The organism is Amycolatopsis sp. NPDC049252, from assembly GCF_043197175.1.
Classification (GTDB): domain Bacteria; phylum Actinomycetota; class Actinomycetes; order Mycobacteriales; family Pseudonocardiaceae; genus Amycolatopsis.
Genome location: NZ_JBICSQ010000004.1, coordinates 329782 through 347585 on the forward strand (window position 1 = coordinate 329782; position 17804 = coordinate 347585).

Sequence of the window (17804 nt, forward strand, 5' to 3'; positions counted from 1 at the left end):
AGCTCACTACCCCCGGTGCTCGCCCCTCCCCCGACAGAGGGGCGAACGTCCTACTCCTCGGCCAGCGGCTCGGCCTGGACCCGCTTCAGGGCGGGCGTGCAGACCGACGCGCCGAGCAGGGCCACGCCCACCCCGAGCACCACCGGCGCCAGGAGCCACGGGCTCAGCACGATCCCGCGTGGATCGACCATGCTGTAGAGCCCAACGCCGACGAGCACCCCGACGATTCCCGCGCCGATGGTGGCGACCAGCGCCGGCAGCGCGGCCTCCATTCGCAGCGCCCGCGACAGCACCCGTACCGGCGTGCCGGCAGCCATCAGCGCCCCGAACGTCCGGCGGCGGTCCATCACCGAACCCGCGGTCGCGACGGCGGCACTGCAGCCGGCCAGGATCCCGGCCGCGATCAGCCCGATCACCGTGACCCGGCGCAGGTCGCCGAGCTCGGTCTGCTGGTTGAACAGGTACTGGTCCCGGCTGCCGATCTCCTCGCCGGCGGCCGGCCCGGCCAGCGCCGTCCGGACGATCTCGTGGTTGGCGTCGGTCGTCGGCGCGACCACGGTGACGTACTTCGGCACCAGGCCGTCCGGCAGCGCGGCCGGGTCGATGATCGACGTGCTCGACAGGTCGGCGTCCGGCAGGTGGATGGCCTCCGCCCGCGTCCCCGACCTGACGGCCACGGCCGGCCCTTCCCAGTTGTCGGCGATCTTGTACTGCGCCAGGTCGAGCGCCGAGTCGCCGAAGACGGCCGGACCGCCGGTGCAGTTCTCCGCGGTGAGCCCGAACCGGGTCAGCTTGGCCGCGTCCGCGCAGCTCATCACCAGGGCCCGATGGCCGGTGCGCCGGCCCCCGTCGCCCTGGACCAGGTAGACCTCGCCGACCGCGACGGCCTTCTCGGACTGGCCGTACTTCTGCAGCGAGCCGTTGGCCTGGTCGACGATCCGGCCCGCGTGCTGGGCGTCGGTGTCGACGTAGAGCACGGAGTCCAGGAAGGACCGTCCGCCGCCCGCCATCGACTCGAACGTCGGCAGCAGCGTCAGGGCCATCGACCCGGCGAACACCGCGAGCACGATCCCGGCGGACGCCCGGTAGGCGCTCTTCGGGTCGTCACGCAGACGACGTCCGGCGAGCAGCGACGACGGCCGCCGCCAGATCCGGACGAACGTGCCGCCCACCGCCGACGTCACCCACGGGCCGACGATCGCGGCCGAGCCGACCAGCAGGAACAGGCCGACCATGACCATGCCGATGCCGCCGGAGTCGCCTGAAGTCGACACCGCGTAGAGGAAGAACAGACCGGCCGCCGGAAGAGCCAGCAGACGCCACCAGCGCAACGGCTTCTTTGTGTGGCCGCCGGTGGCGAACAGCGGGTTCTTCAGCACCCGCCGCAGACCGAGGACACCGGCCAGGACCACGAGCACCGGGATCGCCACGACGATGAACACCGTCAGGCCGACCGGCAGCGTGAAGTCGGCGGCCTGCCAGGTGCCGCCGGCCCAGGGCACGAACGACGCGAGGCCGTGCAGCGCCGGGCTGAGCAGCAGGCCGAGCAGGGCACCGATGCCCGCGGACAGCGTCGTCTCGGCGGCCACCATGTTCGTGACCTGCCCCGGCGTCGCACCGGCCAGCCGGAGCGCGGCGAGCCGCCGCTCGCGCCGGGCCGCCGTCAGCCGCGCCGACGACGCGACCAGCACCAGGCTCGGCACCAGCAGCACGACGATGCCGACCCAGGACAGCAGCATCAGGAGGGGGTCCGCGCCGGCTTTCCCGCTCGGGAAGCCCGCGACCGGCGACGCCGACTCCGGCATCGCGTCCGGGGTGTGCCCGCTCAGCGCGACCAGCTGCTCCGGGAAGCGGAGGGCGTCGTCCCCGAGCGCGCCGACGGGTTTGCCGAAGCGGTCGCCGAGCTGCGCGGCGGAATTGGCCTGCAGCAGCCGGCCGAGCGCGGGCGACACCACGGTCTCGCCGGGGCCGGGCAGCTGCGGCACCCCGGCCGGCAGCTGGACGTCGGCCGCGGTGGCCCCGGGCGCCACCGCGACGTCGACCCGGATGATCTGCTTGCCGTCGAAGTAGTCCTTCGACTCGGCGAAGACCAGCTTGGCCGGGGTGTCGGTGCCGCGGCTGTAGAAGTGTTCGCCCTGCCAGATGGCGCGTTGCTCACGGTTCTGCGTGGCGAACGGCAGCGTCGCCAGCAGCAGCACCAGCCCGGTCGCGACGGCCACCCCGACCGCGGTGAGGATCGCCGACGTCCGGGTCCGCCGGTCGACCCGCAATACCCGCAGGGCGATCTGGAGCGAGTTCATGCCGCGAGCCTCGTGGCGATCAGCCCGTCGCGGATGGCGACGGTCTTCGGCATCGACTCGGCCAGCTCGCGGTCGTGCGTCACGACGATCACCGCGGCGCCCGTCTCGTGGGCGGCGCCGAGCAGGGCGTCCATCGTGTCGCGGCCGGTCCGGGTGTCGAGCGCGCCGGTCGGCTCGTCGGCGAAGATCACCTTCGGCCGGTGGGTCAGCGCCCGCGCGATCGCGACGCGCTGGGCCTCGCCGCCGGAGAGCTCACCGGGGCGGCGGCGCTCCTTGCCGGCCAGGCCGAGGCGCGAAAGCCACTGGCGCCCGGCGTCGATGGCCTCCTTGCGGCCGAGGCCGGCCAGCAGCGACGGCAGGGCGACGTTCTCCTCCGCCGACAGCTCCGCGACGAGCATCCCGGACTGGAAGACGAAACCGAACTCGGTGCGGCGCAGTTCGCTGCGCTTCTTCTCGCCGAGGTGGTCGATCCGCTGCCCGGCCAGGAAGATCTGCCCGTCGTCGGCGCGGAGGATGCCGGCCAGCACGTGCAGCAGCGACGTCTTGCCCGAGCCGGACGGCCCGACGATGGCGACGGCGTCGCGCGGCTGGATGTCGATGTCGATGCCGGCCAGGGCGTACTGCGCGCCGTAGCGCTTCACGAGCCCACGGCCGGACAGCACCGGCCCATCGGTCCACTGTGGAGTGTTCGGGTCCACGAGGTTCTCCCCTGTCGGTCGGGATCTTGATGCCGATGAGCTTCGCCGAGAGCAGGGGGTGTCCACTTCGGGCAGACGGCCAGTCACGGGCCCGCCCGCATCGGCCGATCGGCCGAGGGAGCGCGAGCCACTCGGCCAAGGTGCGGACGCCCGCGGATCCTCTAACGTCACGTTGTGCCCGCCGCGCCTCCTCCGAACACGCTCTACACCCGTACCGCCGCCCTGGTGCGGCGCATCGGCGTGCCCGCGGCCGTGCTGTTCGCCGCGCTGCTCTTCGACGTCGTCTTCACAACGCAGGCCGCACTCGACGAACACGGCCCGCGCTTCGTCGACTTCGGGCTGCTGCCCGGCATCTTCGCGATGGCGGCGTGCGCGTTGTGGGCCCAGAAGCGGGCCGCCGTCGCCGGCGCGGCCGGCGCCGCCGTGCTGGTGTTCTCCACCCTGGCCATCCACGCGTTCGACATCCCGGCGTACTCGAGCGTGCTGCCGAAGGTGACCATCACCGAGGTCGTCGCCGGGGTGCTGATGCTCTACTACGTCGCTCGCCGGGCCCGGGCCGGGGTGGCGTTCTGCGTGGTCAGCGCGCTGGTCGTCGGGTGCCTCGTCGCCGTGTTCGGCCGCTACAACAGGGTCAGCGGCATCGGCTCGAGCTCGGTGATCCAGGCGATGCTGTTCGGGCTCCTGCTGCTCGCCGGGGCGGTGGTGCCCGCCGTCATGAACCGGGACCGCGGCCCGAAGGCCGATCCGCGGACGCGCAAGCTCCGGCGGGTCAACGAGCTGGCGATGGGGCAGTGGCCGTTGATCGGGCTGCTCGCCTTCGCGCTGCTCTTCGAGTTCGGCTACACGTACTCCAGCACCGCCCGCGGCTTCCCGATCCTGTTCTGCTCGCTCGTCGCGTCCGTCATCGCGGTGCTGTCGCCGCGGCGGCCCGCGGACGCGGTCCTCGGCATCGCCGGGGTCCTGCTGCTCTCCGCGGTCGTCACGCCGTTGCTGCAGTTGCGAACCTCCTACCCGATGCCCGGTGGTGTGCCGTTCGTGCAGGTCATCGCCGGGATGGGCGTGGTGGTGAACCTGACCCGCGCCCGGGGGCTGAGCGCCTCGTGGCCGCGGGTGGCCGTGCTGTCGGCCGTCGTCGCGCTCGGGGCGATCCTCAACTCGAACCAGCCCGCCGGCAACCTGCAGACCGACCCGCAAACGCTTTCGGTGCTGGCCTTCGCCGCGGCGCTGATGCTGGGCATCTCGATCGCCGTCGGCCTGATGCTGCGGTCGCGGGACTCCGAGCGCACCACGGTCGTCCAGTCCGCGGTGTCCGAGGCGCAGACCGCCGAGCGGATGGCGCTGGCCCGCGAGCTGCACGACATCGTCGCCCACCACGTGACCGGGATCGTGGTGCAGGCGCAGGCCGCGCGGATGATGGCCGAGCGGGACCCGCAGATCGCGGTCGAGGCGATGGGCCGGATCGAGAACGCCGGCGTCGAGGCCCTCGCGGCGATGCGGCGGCTGGTCCGCTCGATGCGCGGCGACGCCCCCGCCGGGTCGAGCGAGTTCAGCGAGCAGGCCACCACCGACCTCGGCGCCGACCTGCGGAAGCTGGTCGACGGCGCCAACCACGGCGTGCCGACGTCCATGCACCTCGACCTGCCGCCGGACCTGCCGCACGAGGTCGGGCGCTCGGCGCTGCGGCTGGTGCAGGAGTCGCTGACGAACGTCGGCAAGCACGCCTCGGGCGCGACCGACGCGTTCGTGCTCGCCGAGGTGAGCGGCCCCGAGCTGCACCTGCGGGTGACCGACAACGGACGCGAGCGCACGCAGCGGCCCGCCGGGGGATCGGGCGGTTACGGTCTGGTCGGCATGCGTGAACGCGTCGCGCTGCTGAAGGGCCGGCTCTCGGCCGGGCGCGGCCCGGACGGCGGCTGGCGCGTCGAAGCTTGGCTGCCGCTGGCGGCCGTGGAAGAAGCGGAAGGGGACGAGTGATCCGGGTACTGATCGCCGACGACCAGGAGATGGTGCGGATGGGCTTCCGCATGATCCTGGACGCGCAGGACGACATCGAGGTCGTCGCCGACGTCGCGGACGGCGTCTCGGCGGTCGCGAAGGCCCGCGAGCTGCGCCCCGACGTCTGCCTGCTCGACATCCGCATGCCCGGCCTCGACGGCCTCGAGGTCACCCGGCAGCTGGCCGGCCCGGACGTGACCGACCCGCTGAAGGTGGTGGTGGTCACCACCTTCGACCTCGACGAGTACGTGCACACGGCGTTGCGCAACGGCGCGTCCGGCTTTTTGCTGAAGGACGCCGGACCGGCCCTCCTGATCGAAGCGGTCCGAGCGGCCGACCGCGGCGACGCGCTCGTCTCACCGCAGATCACCGTCCGGCTGCTCAAGCACTTCGACGGCAGCGGCCCGGCGAAACCGCAGGTCAAGCCCCCTTCCGAGCCGTTGACCGCGCGTGAGATGGACGTCGTGAAGGCGGCCGCGCGCGGGCTGACGAACACCGAGATCGGGTCCGAGCTCTACCTGTCGCTCTCGACGGTGAAGACGCACCTCGCGTCGGTGCAGGGCAAGATCGGCGCCCGCAACCGCGTGGAAATCGCGGCGTGGGCGTGGCGGAGCGGAGTCGTCTCCTAGTCGGTGTCCCTTCGGCACACGAGCAGTAGCGTTGTCATCAGCACGAAGACAAGGCCGACGATCAGTGCTGAAAGCCATGCCGGCCAGTGCAACGACATGCCGGCCAGGGCGACACCCACCGCCGCCATGATCGACATGCCGACGATGATCGCGGCAGCGCACGCGTAGGCGATCCGGCCCGCGGCGTCTCTGGCATCGACCTCCCCCTCGGCTTCCCCGGACAACGGACCGAGTGCAATCTTGAGGCGACCTCTCACCCTGACACGCTCGACGTGCACCTCGGCGCGCTCCGAGGGGTTCGGCTCAGCTTTGGACAGGTCTGTCTCGATCGCCTCGTCCACCGATCTCCCTCACCTTCCCTGATCGGTGCTCGCGGCGCACCGAACGGCCGGTCCCTCGTTGTTGGTCGACACCGTACCACCGATGTGGTGAACTGATGACCAAGACGAGTACAGAGAGTAATAGAAGATCATTATTTCTGACGCACATCCAGGACAACTCGTCAGCTTTTTGTCATGTTTTCAGTCGCGAGGACAGACCCTCGGCCGCCCGCCGTGTCCACACAGCTCGCGTTGCGAGCTGACAACGTGGTCAGGACCCACTTCGACGCGAATGAAGCAGTTGGTCCAAAATGGACTATGTAGCGCCAGAAAGACTCAGGCCGATCAATTGGCGAAGGAATCACAAAACAGACCACTCGCCGAATTGGTTCACCCCACGTTCGGGGGCCCCGACTACGTACAGCTACCCATGGGTAAGATGACAACAAGACATACGCGTTAGATACATCTCTCATATGTGCTTCACCTTGACAGCAGACAAGCAGTACGCGGATGATGAGAATGAACCTGGAGGTGCGGGACCTTCGGGTGACGCACTTGTCCGCCGAACGTCGCTTCCGACGAGCACCGACCGCGGTGACGCGGTCCAGCTCGGCGAAGTGCTCCGGGGCCGGCCAATGGGGGACCTGGCCTCGCCTACGAAAGGACGGTTGTCGTGACACCGAAAAGTGGGGCGGTAACTAACGAACTCGGTGAATCGAAAACCGCTCCCGGAAAACCGGCACCGCGCACCGGCGGGGGCGGCGGTGGCCTGGAGCGGGTGACGGTGAACCTGGTACCACGCGCTTCACGGGCGTTGGACCAGGCAGTCGAGCTCACCGGCGACTCGAAGACCGACACGATAAACCGAGCACTACAGGTGTACGCGGTACTGGAAGAAGCGGTGAGCAAGGGCGGCGAGGTGGTGATCCGCCACAGCTCAGGCGAACAAGAGGTGATCCGGTTCGTCTGAGCCGGCCACCGGCGACCGGGAGGGCCCGTGTTCCGGGTGCGTAGTATCCCGACATGCAACGCCGTTTCCACGCTCCTGTCGTTCTCCCCGCCGACCCGTCCTGTTCACTCCTGCGCGACGCGGTCGTCGATGTCGACGCCGATGGGCGGATTTCGTACTGCGGACCGGCGGCCACCGCCCCCGAATCCGCCGCGCCGGTCACCACCCTGACCGGCATCCTGTTGCCCGGCCTGATCAACACGCACGCGCACAGCCCGATGACGCTGCTGCGCGGCATGGGCGGCGATCTGCCGCTGCTGCCGTGGCTCAACGAGATCATCTGGCCCGCCGAAGCGAAGCTGCGGCCCGAGGACGTCCGCACCGGCATGCTGCTGGGCTCGGTCGAGATGCTGCGCCACGGCGTCACGACCAGCGCGGAGATGTACTTCGAAGGCGAGCAGCTGGTCGACGCGGTCCTCACGACGGGCGGCCGCGTGCTGGTCGCGCCGCCGGTGATGGAACTGCCGGGCCTCGACTGGCGTGCGCAGGTGGCCGCGATCGAGCGCTGGATCGACACCGACGGGCTGCGCTTCGGCCACGGCGACCGCATCGAGCTCGGCTACGGCCCGCACTCGGCGTACATGCTGTCCGAAGAGGGCCTGCGCGCGACGGCCGAATCGGCGGCTTCGCGTGGCGCGCTGATCCAGATCCACGTCGCCGAGGCGGCTGCCGAGGATCTGGTGGCGCGCGAGGCCCACGGCTCGGTGCCCGCGCTGCTGGCCAAACTCGGCATGCTCGACGGCCGGGTGCTCGCCGCGCACGCGATCCACCTGTCGGATTCCGACATCGCGCTGTTCGCCGCCCACGGCGTGGGCGTGGGGCACTGCCCCGGCTCGAACGCGAAGCTGGCGTCGGGCATCGCGCGGCTCACGGAGCTGCGCGCGGCCGGCGTCGCGGTCGGCCTCGGCACCGACGGCCCGGCGTCCAACGACGACATCGACCTCTGGGAAGAGCTGCAGCTCTCGGCGATGTTCGCCCGCCTGGCCACGGGCGACTCGACGGTGCTGACCGCGGCGGACGCCTTCCTGCTGGCCACCCGCGGCGGCGCGGCCGCTCTGGGCCGCTCGGACATCGGCGCTTTGGAGCCAGGCCGCTGGGCCGACCTGGTCCACGTCGACCTGGACGACCCGGCGTTCGCGTGCGGCCTCGACGTCCCGGACGTCCAGCTGCTGTCGAACCTGGTCTGGGCGGCGGGATCCCGCCGGGTCCGCGACGTGTGGGTCGCGGGCGAGCAGGTGGTCACGGACGGCGAGTCGACGAAGGTGGACCGGGCGAAGGTGCAGGCCGGAGTGGCGGATACGGCGGCCAGGCTGCGGGCCTGAGCGTTGTCCACAGGCCCCGCCTGATGTGGACAACTCGGGGCTCGAGGCCGCGAACGGCCTGGTCTGTCGGCCGCCGCCGATAAACTGGACTCGGGGCAGCCCCCCAGGGACGGGCGGGGGCCGCTCTGGTCAGCGGGGGCCGCTCTGGTCAGCGGGGGCGCAGGATGAGCTCGGTCAGGTGGGCGTCCGGGGTGGCCGAGACCGCCGTCACCACCGCGGTTGCCACCGAGTCCGCCCTCAGCAGGTGCGACGTGTCGTACTCGCGGCCTTCGCCCTTGAAGATCGTCTGCTGCATCTCCGTGTCCGTGCGGCCCGGGTAGACCGACGTCACGCGGATGTCCGGTTCCTCCTCGCGGAGGGCGTCGGCGAAGGCGCGGACGGCGAACTTGCTCGCCGCGTACGGGGACCAGCCGGGGCGGGCGTTCAGGCCCGCGCCCGAGTTGATCACCACGACGTGGCCGTGGGCCGCTCGGAGGGCCGGCAGCAGGAGGCGGGTCAGCTCGACCACCGCGAGGGTGTTGACCTCGAAGTTCTCCCGCCAGGCTGCGGGGGAGGCCTCCTCGATCCGGCCGAGGCGGGCCACGCCGGCCGAGTGGACCAGGACGTCCAGGGACGCGATGTCCGCGGCCGCCTGCTCGAGGGAGGCCGGGTCGGTCAGGTCCACCGGCCACGGCTGCGCGCCCGGCAGTTCCTTCGCCAGTGCGGCCAGCGCGCCGGTGTCCCGGCCGCCGAGGAGCAGGCGGTGCGTGGGGGCGAGCTGGTGGGCGACCGCCGCGCCGATTCCGCGCGAGGCACCGGTGACGAGGGCGAGGGGAAGGTCCGTCATGCCCCCACCGTAACGGCGAATCCGGCGTCCACCGTGCGGTCGTCGCGCTTGCCGGGGCCCAGGGTCCGCGCGTCGGCGCAGCCCGACGGGTCGACGTCCGAGTCGCGAGCGTCGTCGCCGGCGTCCTTCTTGGTCGGCTTGCGGCCGTCCGCGGTGAAGCAGACCTGGTAGCTGCCGTCTTCGAGACCGGTGAAGGCGTACGCGCCGTCCGGGCCGGTGACGACGCTCGTGCCGTTGTTCAGCGTCACCTTCACCCCGGCGAGGCCCGGTTCACCCGCGTCCTGCAGGCCGTTGCCGTCGGTGTCGGTCCAGGCGAAGTCGCCGAGCCGGTTGGTCAGCGAGGCGAGGCCGAGGTCCACCGTGAAGTCCTCACGGTTCGAGCCGCCGAGCGTGCGCGGTGCGGTGCAGCCGTCCGGGTCCGCGTCGGAGTCCTTGTCGTCGCTGCCGGCGTCCTTGCGCGTCACGGTGAAATCCGCCGGGACGGTGAAACAGAGCTGGTAGGTGCCGTCCTTCAGCTTCTCGAAGCCGTATTTGCCGCTCGCGTCCGTCGTCGCGGTGCCGACGGTGCCGCCCGCGCCGTCCTTCAGCGTCACCTTGACGTCCGCGACGCCCGGCTCACCCGGGTCCTGCAGCCCGTCGCGGTTGCGGTCGGCCCAGACGAAGTCGCCGATCTTGGCGATCGCCGGCGGCGGGACCACGGTGATCGTCGCGGACGACGTCTTGTCGCCCAGCGTGCCGCCGGGGTAGTGGACGCCGGTGACCTTCGCCGTGTTCACGTGCCCGGTGTCGGCCACCGTGAGGTTCGGGTGATCGCAGGTCAGCTGCCGGTTCGCGGCCGCGGCCAGCGGGAACGGCTCGAACGGCGTGGCGCACCACGGGTCCTGGACGGTGATGCCGGTCAGGTCCTGCGTGCCCTCGTTCGTCACGGTGACGCGGTAGTGCGCGGTCTCGCCCGCCGTGACCGTCGCGAACGGGCCCCACGCGCCGGTCGCCGGGTTCTGCACTTCCTTCTTCACCGAGTACGCCGCGAGCTGCAGGCCGACGCAGTCCCAGCGGAGCCGCTCCGCGCTGGTCGTGGCGAAGAACTTCACCGCCGTCGCCTTCGCCGGGGCCGTCGCCGCGGGGAAGTCCTGCTTGACGAGGTGCCCGTCCGCCGCGTTGTGGTCGGCGACCAGCTTGGTCTCCTGCACCTGGGCGCCGGTCGCGTCGTAGAACCGCAGGCCGGTGGCCGGGTTCCCGCTCGGCAGCGCGGAGCCGGTCGACACGCTGAGCGTGTACACACCGCCGGGCACGAACTTCTCGGTCTGGTAGGCGGTGCTGGCCTTGTTGTCCGGGGTCTGGATCACCGCGGAACGCTGGCCGTCGACGGCGTACGCCTGCTCGGTCAGCAGCTTCGGCTGCTTCGCCGACGGCGTGCCGGGCGGCACCGGCGCGGCCGGGGCGAAGACGTAACCGTCCGGGGCGCCGTTCGCCGCCGTCTGCTCGACACTCGGGTTCGCCGCGACACCGCCGCAAGCCGGCGGCGGGTCCGCTGCAGCCGCTCCGGGCACCACCACCCCGGAGACCGCCACCACCGCCACTGCCATCGCGCGCGCCGAAGTGATCACCCCACGACTATGGCGCGCGGCACGGGCCCGCACCGGCCGAGAGCGGTCCCCTTCAGGGTGAACCTCCGCCGGTGCGAGCCCGCCGCGTCAGCGCTCGCCGATGCGGCCGGGCCGCCCGAAGCGGCCCTTCTTCCACACCGAGACGATCGACGGCCGCGGCTGCGTGGCGCCGCCGTCGGGCCAGTGCGACGTCGGGTTCGCCGAACCGGCCGCGTTCTCACCCGGGTGCTGCACCGCGACGAGCACCAGGTGGTCGGTGACGACCGGGCCGCACGTCTCGGCGCCGACCGGCACGGACAGGAACTGCTTGACGTGACCACGTTCCGGGCCGGTCACCGGCACCGAGAACAGGCCGTCGTTCGCGCCGAGCGCGTTGCCGTCGGTGGAGATCCACAGGTTTCCGTGGCGGTCGAAGGCCACGTTGTCCGGGCACGAGATCGGGCTGACCTGGGTCTTGTCGAAGCCGCCGAAGTAGGTGTCGGCCGTCGCTGGGTCGCCGCAGACGAGCAGCAGCCGCCAGGAGAACCTCGTCGACGCCGCGTCGCCGCGGTGCTCCTCCCACTCCAGGACGTGGCCGTTCTTGTTGGCCACGCGCGGGTTCGCCTCGTCGACGCCGGCCTTGCCCACCGCGCCGCGATCGCTGTTGTTGGTCAGGGCCGCGTAGATCCGGCCGTTGACCGGGTTCGGCTCGATGTCCTCCGGACGGTCCATCTTCGTGGCGGCGACCTTGTCGGCCGCCTGCCGCGTGAAGACGTAGACCTCCTCCGCGGCGAATCCGTCCACAAAGGACTTGTCGCCGCTCGCCAGCGGGATCCACTCGCCGGTGCCGTCGAACTCGCTGTCCGACGGGAGCTTGCCGGTGCCGTCGATCTCGGCGGCCGGGCTGTCGCCGGTGAAGCGGCCTACGTACAGCGTGCCTTCGTCGAGCAACGCCGAGTTGTGCCGGCGCGCGTGCGCGCTCCTGCCCGGCTTGTACTTGCCCTTCGAGACGAACTTGTAGATGTACTCGAAGCGTTCGTCGTCCCCGGAGTAGACGGCGACGCGGCCGTCGGCGGTGATCTTGACGTTCGCGGCCTCGTGCTTGAACCGGCCGAGCGCGGTGTGCTTCACCGGCGTCGAGTTCGGGTCGTTCGGGTCGATTTCGACGACCCAGCCGAACCGGTTCGGTTCCTGCGGCTCCTGGGCGACGTCCCAGCGCTTGTCGAACCGCTCCCACTTGCGGGTGCTGGCGCCGGTGCCGACGAGGTAGCGCTTGAGCCGCGCCGCCTCGACCGGGTCGGTGACCTTGTCGGCGTTGGCGAAGTACTGGTGGAAGTTCTCCTCGCCGGAAAGCACGGTGCCCCACGGCGTCACGCCGCCGGAGCAGTTGTTCTGCGTGCCGCGGACCTTGCGCCCGGTCGGGTCGGCGGACGTCTTCAGGTACTTCGAGCCGGCGGCCGGCCCGCGGACCTCGAAGACGGTGTCGAGCGTGATCCGGCGGCCGAACCGGCTCGGGACGACCTCGAGACCGCCGTGGACCGGGTCGCGACGCGCCTGCAGCACCGAGAGGCCGTGCGCCGCCCAGGCGATCTTCACCTGTTCCTCGGTCGGGTTCGCCGGGTCGTACTGGTCGGCCGGGAACAGGTGCACCTCGGTCGTGTACTCGTGGTTCACCACGAGCAGGTTGCCGAACCCGAGCGGGTCCTGCGGGATGAGGCCGACGAAGTCGTTGTTGTACCCGAACTGCTTCGCCTGCGCGGCCGCCGTCTGCTTGGTGAAGTCGAACTTCGGCGCGCCCGGCACCACGGGGTCACCCCAGCGGATCACGACGCGCTGCGCGTAACCGTCGGGGACGGTGACCGCGTCGAGCTTGTTCGGCGGGACGGGGTCGAAGTCGGTGCCGGGAGCCGGACGCAGGGGCCGAGCGGGGGCGGCGGCCGCGGTGCCGGACAGGGCGGCGAACCCGCCCGCGGCGGCCGCCATCACGGCGCCGGCCTTGAAGACCCGGCGGCGGGAGATGTCCTTGACGACGTCGCCGAAGTACTCGTTCCCGGACTCGTTCGGCTCGGGGTGGGCACAGGCGTTGCCACAGCGGTATTCGCAGGTGATCGGGGAGCGCCCACCCGGGTGGGCGGGGAAGAGCGGGAGCAAACGGTCGGGCACGAGGCCTCCATGGTGGGGAGTTCGGGAACGAACCGACCGTAAGCCCCGCAAACCAGTCAATCCAGACATTCAGGTGAACGTCAGGTGTACTGGCCGCCCGTCAGAACTCCTCGCCGCCGACCAACGCCGCTTCCCGCGGGACGGTGTGCGGGTCGGCCTTCTTCTCGCGCAGCGAGAGCAGGCCACCGGCGATGACGCACAGCACGGCGGAGGCGACGAACGGCGCCTGCGGCGAACCGAACCACTCGGCCACGTGCCCGACCAGCGTCGCCGCGACGGCGCCACCGAGCCAGCGGCAGAAGTTGTACCCCGCGCTGGCGACCGGGCGCGGCGCGTCGCTGATGGACATCGCGGTGCCGGTGAACAGCGTGTTCAGCAGACCCGACACGAGGCCAGAGACGATGATCCCGGCGACCAGCACCGGCTTGCTCGGCACGGCCAGCACCAGCATGAGCACGGCGTACCCGAAGACGGCGGCCGCGGCGGCGTGCCGCTCACCGAGCTTGGCGGCCAGGCGAGGCGCCAGGGCGACCCCGGCGACGGCGACGCACAGGCCCCAGCCGCAGAAGATCAGGCCGACGGCGATGGCGCTCCAGCCGAGGACGAACGGCGACCAGGCCAGCACCGCGAAGAACGCGGCTGTGTACAGCGCCGAAGCGACGGAGGTGCGCAGCAGCCCGGTGTGCTTCAGCGCGCGCAGCGGGTCGAGCAGCTTGATCGGATCACGCTTTTCGTGCTTGTCGCTCTTCAGGAACACCGCGCACAGCACGAGCGCGCCGGCCATCAGGACCGCGGTGCCGAGGAACGGGCCGCGCCACGAGATGCTGCCGAGCAGGGCACCCAGCAGCGGGCCGACCGACAGGCCGACACCCAGCGCGGCTTCGTAGAGCAGGATCGCGCCGGACTGGCCGCCGGTCGCGGCGCCGACGATCACGGACAACGCCGTCGCGATGAAGAACGCGTTGCCGAGGCCCCAGACCGCGCGCAGCCCGACGAGCTGCTCGATCGACCCGGCGGCCGAACACAGCGCGGTGGCCGCGACGATCAGCGTCAGCCCGACCAGGACCGTGCGCTTGGGGCCGAACTTCGCGCTCGCCGCGCCGGTGACCAGCATCGCGACGACCTGGACGCCGAGGTAGGACGAGAAGAGCAGGGTGACCTGGGACGGCGTCGCGTCAAGACCCTTGGCGATGGACAGCAGGATCGGGTCGACCAGGCCGATCCCCATAAAGGCGATGACCGCGGCGAACGCGGTGATCCACACCTGCTTGGGCTGGCCCTTGACGGCGTCCAGCAGGCTCGAGTGGTGTTCAGCGCTCATCACTGATCAGTGCTTCTTTCGTGGTGTCAGCTTTTTGGGAATCGATGAGTAGCTTGGCGAGGGCCGGAAGGGCGGCCTCGATCGCTGCGCGGTCGGCGTCGTCCATGACGATCAGGCGTTCGCGAAGGAACTCTTCGCGGGCGGCGACCATCTCGGCGTAGAAGCGACGACCCTCGTCGGTGACGTCCACGAGCACCGCCCGCCGGTCGGCGGGGTCCGGCGCGCGGGTGGCGAGACCGAGGCGTTCGAGGCGGCTGACGACGTCGGTCATCGACGGCAGCTTCACCTGCTCGAACTCGGCCAGCGCGCTCATCCGGCGCGGACCGCCGTTGACCAGCTCGCTCAGCACCGAACCCTGGGTGAGGGTCAGCGTCAGCTGCGGGGTCTGGCGGCGCACCTGGTGGTACAGCCGGAAGACCAGCGGCCGCAGCCGGTGCGCGAGGTCGGCGATCGGGGAAGTCACTTAGCTATGCTAACAAAAATTAGTAAGGGTAGCTAAGTAACTCGTCTCACAGGCTACGCTCAGGGACATGGACGCGGTGATCTTCGACCTCGACGGCGTACTCGTGGACTCCGAGCGGATCTGGGACGAGGTCCGCCGGGCGGTCGTCGCCGAGCACGGCGGCACCTGGCGCGCGGAGGCGACGCGGGCGCAGCAGGGGATGAGCACCCCGGAATGGGCCCGCTACCTGGTCGAAGAGCTGGGCGCGCGGCTCACGCCACCCGAGATCGCGACGGTCGTGGTCAAGCGCATGGCCGCCCGGTACGCCGAGCAGCCGCCGCTGATCGACGGCGCGGTCGACGTCGTCCGCCAGGTCGCGAAGCGGTGGCCGGTGGCGATCGCGAGCTCGTCGCCGGTGCTCCTGATCAAGGGCTTCCTCGACGTCACGGGCCTGCCGGTGGGTGCGGCGGTCTCGTCGGAGCAGGTCGGGGCCGGGAAGCCGGCGCCGGACGTCTACCTGCGGGCGGCGGAGCTGCTGGGGGTGGCGCCGTCGGACTGCGCGGCGGTGGAGGACACGACGAACGGGCTGCGCTCGGCGCTGGCCGCGGGGATGGCGGTCTACGCGGTGCCGAACCCGCACTTCCCGCCGGACCCCGAGGTGCTGAATCAGGCGACCGCGGTGGTGGAGACGATCACCGACCTGCCGGGTGCGCTGGGGCTCAGCTGACTTCGGCGCGCACGGGAGGCGAGTCGGGGTTCACATCGGCCAGGAATAACTGATACGAGTTCCAGACGCGGCCGATCCATTTGCCTTGGCTCAGATCCCCCCTCGCGTCGTACAGGCGCAGGTCGTTCGACGTGGATTCGAGCAGGTAGACCGCCTTACCAGGCGGCAACGGCCCACCGGCTTCGCCGACGTACCCGGCGAGTACGGCCTTCGTGCCGATCGGGGCGATGACTACGCACTGCGGCGATTTCGTCCCGTACTCCGGCAGAGTCCTGTCGAATGACTTGTCCGCCGGCGTCGCCGCGACGCAGAGGTAGCGCTGGGAAGTGGTGCTCTGTCGCTGGGCGGGGAAAGCCCAAGCCCGCCAGCGATCGGTCTGGCCCGCGAACTCGGTCAGAGCCACTGCGGAACTCAGCCCGAGCAGCTCGGACATCGGCACGAACTGTGGCTGCGGCAGGTGCAGCACAGCACCGGGGGTCGCCGACGGAGTCGAAGGCGTCTGGAGCTGGGTGGTCAGCAGCACGCTGGTCAGCACTACCAGCACCGCGGCCAGCGGGGCGACCCACACCGCGGCCCGGCGCCGCCGGGGCCGGCGCTGGCGGCGTTGCTGCTCGGCCCAGGCCGCGTCGAGGTTCGGCGTGACCTCCTCGCCCTGCTCCCGCAGTGTCTCGGCCAGTTTGCGTTCGAGGTCGGTCATCGCTCACCTCCCAGGTCGTCCCCCAGGTGCTTGCGCAGGTTCTCCATCGCGTGGTGGGTGGTCGCCTTGACCGTGCCCGGCGAGATGCCGAGGGTCTCCGCGATGCCCGCCGTGCTCAGGTCCAGCCAGTAGCGCAGCACCAGCACTTCACGCTGTCTCCTGGACAGTTTGCCCAGTACCGCGCGAATCCGCTGGTGTTCCCAGTTGGCCACCGCCGTGACCTCGGCCGACAGCTCGTCGACCGGCCGCTCCTGCGGCGTCCGGCGGACCACCCGCAGGTGCCGGGTCCGCGACCGGGACATGTTCACCACGGTCGCGCGCAGGTAACCCGCCACCCGCGTGCGGTCGGTGAGGGTGTCCCAGCGCTGGTGGAGCTTGACGAACGCCTCCTGCGCCACGTTCTCGGCGTCGTCCGCGCCGAGCAGGTGCGCCAATCTCGTCATCTGACCGAAGTACTCCCGGAAGAGGGCGTGGAAGGTCGGCGCGCCCAGATCCCCCGGCACACTCTCCCCCACGCTCGCACTCACACCACGCTCACGCCCGCCCCGCCCCACCGGTTTAGTGCACCACGCGAAGAAGGCCACCACCAGGCACTACGCCCGGGTGGTGGCCTTCCGGCGAGAGGGGTTACCGCTCCACGTCGCCGTGGATGAACTTCTCGACGGCGTCGCGCGCGGTCGAGTCGTCGTACTGCTCCGGCGGCGACTTCATGAAGTAGGAGGAGGCCGACAGGATCGGGCCGCCGATGCCGCGGTCGAGCGCGATCTTCGCCGCACGGACGGCGTCGATGATGATGCCCGCCGAGTTCGGCGAGTCCCACACCTCGAGCTTGTACTCCAGGTTCAGCGGCACGTCACCGAAGGCGCGGCCCTCGAGCCGGACGTAGGCCCACTTGCGGTCGTCGAGCCACTGCACGTAGTCGGACGGGCCGATGTGGACGTTGCCCTTGCCGAGGTCGCGGTCGACCTGCGAGGTGACGGACTGGGTCTTCGAGATCTTCTTCGACTCGAGGCGCTCGAGCTCCTTCATGTTCAGGAAGTCCATGTTCCCGCCCACGTTGAGCTGCATCGTCCGGTCGAGCTGGACGCCGCGGTCCTCGAACAGCTTGGCCAGCACGCGGTGCGTGATGGTGGCGCCGACCTGGGACTTGATGTCGTCACCGACGATCGGGACGCCGGCGTCGGTGAACTTCTGCGCCCACTCCGGGTCGGAGGCGATGAACACCGGCAGCGCGTTGACGAACGCGACCTTGGCGTCGATCGCGGCCTGCGCGTAGAACTTGTCGGCCACCTCGGAGCCCACCGGCAGGTACGAGACCAGGACGTCGGCCTTCGCCTCGCGCAGCGCGGCGACGATGTCGACCGGGGTCTCGTCGGACTCCTCGATCGTCTCGCGGTAGAAGCGGCCGAGGCCGTCGTGGGTGTGACCGCGCTGGACAGTGACGCCGAGCGGCGGCACGTCGGCGATCTTGATGGTGTTGTTCTCGGACGCGAAGATCGCCTCCGACAGGTCACGGCTGACCTTCTTGGCGTCCACGTCGAACGCGGCCACGAACTCGATGTCGCGGACGTGGTAGCCGCCGAAGTCGACGTGCATCAGGCCGGGGACGCGGGTGGCCGGATCCGCGTCGCGGTAGTACTGGACACCCTGGACCAGCGACGCCGCGCAGTTGCCGACGCCCACGATGGCCACCCGTACGCGGCGGTTCTCGCCCATGGGGGGTTTCTCCTTCAATCCGTGTCTCTTCAGTAGGTCTGCCGCGACGC

Annotated in this window: 16 protein-coding genes; 5 read left to right on the forward strand and 11 right to left on the reverse strand. The window is 70.8% G+C overall.

Annotation, left to right across the window (positions count from 1 at the left end):
• Positions 1–50: 50 nt before the first annotated feature.
• Together ACGFMK_RS09360 and ACGFMK_RS09365 are read right to left on the reverse strand one after the other, a co-directional pair.
• A complete protein-coding gene (locus tag ACGFMK_RS09360; protein WP_392759937.1) occupies positions 51–2300 on the reverse strand; it encodes an FtsX-like permease family protein in 2250 nt (749 codons plus the stop codon).
• Positions 2297–2998: an ABC transporter ATP-binding protein gene (locus tag ACGFMK_RS09365; RefSeq protein WP_247059524.1), complete on the reverse strand. Its 702-nt coding sequence runs from the start codon at positions 2996–2998 to the stop codon at positions 2297–2299. The genes ACGFMK_RS09360 and ACGFMK_RS09365 overlap by 4 nt, the downstream gene beginning before the upstream one ends.
• 174 nt (positions 2999–3172) lie before the next feature.
• Here ACGFMK_RS09365 and ACGFMK_RS09370 point away from each other — a divergent pair, with 174 nt between their 5' ends.
• Complete coding sequence (locus ACGFMK_RS09370; RefSeq protein ID WP_392759939.1) at positions 3173–4972, forward strand: sensor histidine kinase; 1800 nt, start codon at positions 3173–3175, stop codon at positions 4970–4972.
• Positions 4969–5622 carry a response regulator transcription factor gene (locus ACGFMK_RS09375; protein ID WP_323325092.1) on the forward strand — a complete coding sequence of 218 codons (654 nt, stop codon included), beginning with the start codon at positions 4969–4971 and terminating at the stop codon, positions 5620–5622. The genes ACGFMK_RS09370 and ACGFMK_RS09375 overlap by 4 nt, the downstream gene beginning before the upstream one ends.
• On the opposite strand, the gene ACGFMK_RS09380 is transcribed toward ACGFMK_RS09375, so the two are convergent.
• Entirely contained in the window at positions 5619–5963 is a 345-nt protein-coding gene (locus ACGFMK_RS09380; RefSeq protein WP_392759941.1) for a phage holin family protein, read from the reverse strand. The genes ACGFMK_RS09375 and ACGFMK_RS09380 overlap by 4 nt on opposite strands.
• Positions 5964–6618: 655 nt before the next feature.
• On the opposite strand from ACGFMK_RS09380, the gene ACGFMK_RS09385 reads away from it, so the two are divergent.
• Both ACGFMK_RS09385 and ACGFMK_RS09390 read left to right on the forward strand, forming a co-directional pair.
• Positions 6619–6915 (forward strand): hypothetical protein, encoded by a 297-nt coding sequence (locus tag ACGFMK_RS09385; protein WP_392759942.1) that lies wholly within the window; start codon positions 6619–6621, stop codon positions 6913–6915.
• A 53-nt stretch (positions 6916–6968) separates the two neighbouring features.
• Positions 6969–8276, forward strand: coding sequence for an amidohydrolase family protein (locus ACGFMK_RS09390; RefSeq protein ID WP_392759944.1), 1308 nt, complete (start codon positions 6969–6971; stop codon positions 8274–8276).
• Positions 8277–8424: 148 nt separating this feature from the next.
• Here ACGFMK_RS09390 and ACGFMK_RS09395 read toward each other — a convergent pair whose 3' ends face one another.
• The 5 genes from ACGFMK_RS09395 to ACGFMK_RS09415 form a co-directional block, all read right to left on the reverse strand.
• On the reverse strand, positions 8425–9102 hold the full coding sequence (locus ACGFMK_RS09395) for an SDR family oxidoreductase (protein WP_392759946.1): 678 nt from the start codon (positions 9100–9102) through the stop codon (positions 8425–8427).
• Positions 9099–10709: an SdrD B-like domain-containing protein gene (locus ACGFMK_RS09400; RefSeq protein ID WP_392759948.1), complete on the reverse strand. Its 1611-nt coding sequence runs from the start codon at positions 10707–10709 to the stop codon at positions 9099–9101. Before ACGFMK_RS09400 ends, ACGFMK_RS09395 begins: the two co-directional genes overlap by 4 nt.
• Positions 10710–10796: 87 nt before the next feature.
• Positions 10797–12851, reverse strand: a complete 2055-nt coding sequence (locus ACGFMK_RS09405) for a PhoX family protein (RefSeq protein WP_392759950.1) — start codon at positions 12849–12851, stop codon at positions 10797–10799.
• A gap of 100 nt (positions 12852–12951) precedes the next feature.
• Positions 12952–14172, reverse strand: coding sequence for an MFS transporter (locus ACGFMK_RS09410; protein WP_392759951.1), 1221 nt, complete (start codon positions 14170–14172; stop codon positions 12952–12954).
• Complete coding sequence (locus ACGFMK_RS09415) at positions 14162–14635, reverse strand: MarR family winged helix-turn-helix transcriptional regulator (protein ID WP_392759953.1); 474 nt, start codon at positions 14633–14635, stop codon at positions 14162–14164. The genes ACGFMK_RS09410 and ACGFMK_RS09415 overlap by 11 nt, the downstream gene beginning before the upstream one ends.
• 67 nt (positions 14636–14702) lie before the next feature.
• On the opposite strand from ACGFMK_RS09415, the gene ACGFMK_RS09420 reads away from it, so the two are divergent.
• Positions 14703–15341: an HAD family hydrolase gene (locus tag ACGFMK_RS09420; RefSeq protein ID WP_392759955.1), complete on the forward strand. Its 639-nt coding sequence runs from the start codon at positions 14703–14705 to the stop codon at positions 15339–15341.
• Here the strand turns inward: ACGFMK_RS09420 and ACGFMK_RS09425 are convergent.
• The 3 genes from ACGFMK_RS09425 to ACGFMK_RS09435 all read right to left on the reverse strand — a co-directional run bounded on the left by ACGFMK_RS09425 (position 15334) and on the right by ACGFMK_RS09435 (position 17754).
• Complete coding sequence (locus ACGFMK_RS09425; RefSeq protein ID WP_392759957.1) at positions 15334–16038, reverse strand: hypothetical protein; 705 nt, start codon at positions 16036–16038, stop codon at positions 15334–15336. The genes ACGFMK_RS09420 and ACGFMK_RS09425 overlap by 8 nt on opposite strands.
• On the reverse strand, positions 16035–16592 hold the full coding sequence (locus tag ACGFMK_RS09430) for an RNA polymerase sigma factor (RefSeq protein WP_392759959.1): 558 nt from the start codon (positions 16590–16592) through the stop codon (positions 16035–16037). Before ACGFMK_RS09430 ends, ACGFMK_RS09425 begins: the two co-directional genes overlap by 4 nt.
• A gap of 73 nt (positions 16593–16665) precedes the next feature.
• The gene (locus ACGFMK_RS09435; protein WP_392759961.1) at positions 16666–17754 is read right to left on the reverse strand and encodes an inositol-3-phosphate synthase; all 1089 of its coding nucleotides are present in this window, start codon (positions 17752–17754) and stop codon (positions 16666–16668) included.
• Between the last annotated feature and the right edge of the window lie 50 nt (positions 17755–17804).